The 3,507-nt window shown below is 37.8% G+C and carries 3 protein-coding genes; all 3 read right to left on the reverse strand.

What is annotated here, in order from left to right; translation table 11 throughout:
- Positions 1 to 111: 111 nt before the first annotated feature.
- On the reverse strand, positions 112 to 1,167 hold the full coding sequence (locus HP439_RS18320) for a nucleoid-associated protein (RefSeq protein WP_172391774.1): 1,056 nt from the start codon (positions 1,165 to 1,167) through the stop codon (positions 112 to 114).
- A 132-nt stretch (positions 1,168 to 1,299) separates the two neighbouring features.
- Positions 1,300 to 2,205, reverse strand: coding sequence for a histone deacetylase (locus tag HP439_RS18325; RefSeq protein ID WP_172391776.1), 906 nt, complete (start codon positions 2,203 to 2,205; stop codon positions 1,300 to 1,302).
- 522 nt (positions 2,206 to 2,727) lie between these two features.
- On the reverse strand, positions 2,728 to 3,507 hold a 780-nt coding region (locus HP439_RS18330), incomplete at its 5' end, for an alanine:cation symporter family protein (RefSeq protein ID WP_172391775.1).

Genomic DNA, 3,507 nt, shown 5'->3' on the forward strand with positions numbered 1-3,507 from the left:
ACAGCTTGTTCATCGCGAGAAAACCAACTGAGTAATATCGAAATTCCCAAAAACACCAGACCGACTATGATCAAGTATCGAAACTTTCTTGGACTTACATACCCCTTTTCGTTAACTTTCGTTCTCAAAATACAATTTATAGTAGCTTAAATTTCGATCCTGATCAAATCCAGTTTCTAGATAGTCGCGTTTACCGTGAATATAAACATGGAAGTTTTTATCAAGTTTGATGACAGACTTATAAGATGAACTCATCTTTTTCACCGCAGGTGACGCTATCTCAAAATTAGATTGAAAAGGAGTGTCAAATTCTTCTTCAAAATTCTCTTGATAGGACTTAAAGAGTGTTGCGGCCTGAGGATTTGCAATTACTTCTTCTTCAAATTCCTGCTGATCGAAGGTTTCTTTAGTTTTAAAATAATTCATTGAACGATTCAGAAGGTCGATTTTATCAGCAGGCTGCAATTCAAAGGTCTCATCCAGCTTCTCATTGACAAAATTCTTATACACCTTCATCAAGTTTCCGGTCTGTTGATAGTTGTCATTCCTCGTCCGAACTTTCAAGAATTCGTCTTTCCAATAAAGCGCTTCCGATTGGTTCGTCTGATCAACGACGAGAATTTTAAAGCCTTCTTCTTGCTCATCATTTATAATAACGACTCCTTTATCTAGCTTATTGATATTTATCGCATCTTGTTCATACTCTAACCCAAATCCGGAGGATTCGGGATATACTTTTAGGTAAGCTTCTTTATTTTCAGACTTAAAAATTCCGATCGCGTTTTGGTCCCTCCCCTCCATCTGAATATTATCAAGCGCCACCACGTAAATTTCACCTCCTTTAATTTTTGGATGCTGTGACACTTCATAAAGATGTTTCGCAATCTGTTCAGACATCTCATGAAATTCCATTTTACCTTCAAAAAATTGCTTCACGAAATAATACATCTCGTTTAATTGCAAGTCGTCATTGGGATGATAAAACCGATAAACCTCATTGGCCTTCGCGAATGGCTTCATAAAATATTGCATTAGCAAGTCAGGTAGAACTTCATCATTGGCCATATCTATTGGCGAGTCTGACAATACGTAAAATTCATCTTGTGCTTTATTGCCAACTCGATGTATAGAAAGTTGTTTAAACGTTGCGTCTTGGTGGAAAAACATATTAATTTTAAATAAAATTTAATCGGCGGCAATGCTGCCCATACAAATAACCTCAAAAAATTCGAAAATACGATAGCTTGTTGAAAAATGGCAAGCCGCGATCACACCTGTTACGTAAACATGCTACTCTACTTAAAAATCGAAGACATCAATTGCTGCCCTAAAAGATGCGACATGAGCATTAACAATATCTTTTATATGCATGGAATAACCTCCTCCCATACTCACTTGAACAGGCACGCCAAACTCCTTACACTTTAAAAAGACAAGCTCATCGCGGATGCGACACGCATCCGCACTAAGGTTAAGTTTACCAAGCTTATCAGTAGACAATACGTCAACCCCCGCTTGGAAAAACACAAAATCAGGACGAAAAACATCAAAAACATTCTTTAGATGACGTTTCAAAAGTAAAAGATATTCATCATCTTGGACCCCATCTGCCAACGGAACGTCTTTACTAGATTTTTCTTTAATGAAAGGGAAATTCCTTTCTGCATGCATGGAGAATGTAAATACATTTCTATGTTCCTTAAAAATATGGGCTGTACCATTCCCTTGATGTACATCTAAATCAACAATTAACACTCGTTTAGCTAATTTGTTTTCTATCAGAAACGCTGCCGCAACGGCCTGGTCATTGAAAAGACAAAATCCTTCTCCGAAATTCCTTCCAGCATGATGAGTTCCTCCAGCAATATTGAAAGACACGCCATTTTTAACTGCAAATTGACTCGAATCTATGGTGCCCTGCACGAGCAAACATTCTCGATCTACCAATTCCTGACTTAGAGGAAACCCTATCCGTCTAACCATTTTTTCAGTTAATCTTAAATTCAAGACATCCTCTACATAATTCTGGTCATGTGCCAAACTGAGAGTTCCTGGAGAAACCGTTGTTGGTAAAAAAAAGTTTTCGGGTGCGACGATCCCCTCATGTAATAATTGATCAGGAATCAATTCATATTTGAGCATGGGAAAACGATGTCCTTCGCGTACTGGAAGCACATAATTTGGATGATAGGCAATATGTAACACTAAATTCAAAAAAATATACTTGATAAATGTAAACAAAAAGCAATCAAACCTAAAAGTTTAAGCAAACATTACTTATTTACGATAGTACAGTAACTACGGAGAGTTATACCGCTCACATTTATTTATGGAACATAGGCCTCACCAAAACCGTAGCGCGGCGACGTTAGCAGGGGAATGTTTCTAGTGAAATTGAACTTTAATATATGTAGGGCATATACGACATAATCAAAACAATCGGGCACGTTATTTGTATTATCTGATACTAACACTAACAAATACCAACATGAAAAGGACATCATTAACAACATTTTTCGTACTAGCATTCGTTGCGCTAGTTATGTTAATCGCGACTACGTGTTCGGGAATTGGTTAAAAACTCTATCCTACCCTCGACAAACAATTTCTCAAAATTTGAAATATAGGAATCATGTATTTATCACCCTTCCTCCTATCGCTTGAAATATTTAAACACAAAAGGATTTGATATTATAGCGTCCTTTATATTCAATACTCGATAGAATGTTAATTTTTCTCCCAAAAATCAGCATGCTTTATGCCTAACGCCTTAGGGTCAAAATCTGGGTTTTCATCCCCTGCTTTACGTTTAGTCTTATAATCTTTCCATACCTTCATTGCTGGTTTGCTTAATAATAAAATAGCGATTAAGTTTACCCAAGCCATCAATCCAACACCTATATCCCCTAAATCCCATGCTAATCCAGCGGTACGAACTGAACCAAAATAAGTCGCAATTAAAAATCCAATACGTAACAACCAAATGAGCATTTTTGTATTGCCGTTTTTAAATAGGTATGCGATATTTGTTTCTGCATAATAGTAATAAGCCATGATGGTGGTAAATGCAAAAAAGAACAGCGAAATTGCGATAAATTGATTACCAATAGCGGGAAAATGACTTGATACCGCCGCTTGTGTGAAGCCATCAGGTAATACCCCAGGAACATACTCTACAATGAACTTAACGGCATTCCCTGCCGCATCAAATTCTCCTCCTGTATTGTAGGCGCCAGTAAATAAAATCATCAATGCTGTCGCGGTACATACAAACAACGTATCCACATAGACTGAAAATGCTTGAACTAACCCCTGCTGTGCAGGGTGCTTAACATCAGCTGCTGCCGCAGGATGGGGAGCCGTTCCTTGTCCGGCCTCGTTGGAATATATCCCACGTTTTACTCCCCAAGAGATGGCCATACCAACGACTCCCCCAAATGTCGCATCCGTACTGAAGGCCGATGAAAATATTAAAGAAAATACTTGAGGAATTTCAGTGATATTTGC

It is taken from the genome of Sphingobacterium shayense, assembly GCF_013179575.1.
Taxonomy (GTDB): domain Bacteria; phylum Bacteroidota; class Bacteroidia; order Sphingobacteriales; family Sphingobacteriaceae; genus Sphingobacterium; species Sphingobacterium shayense.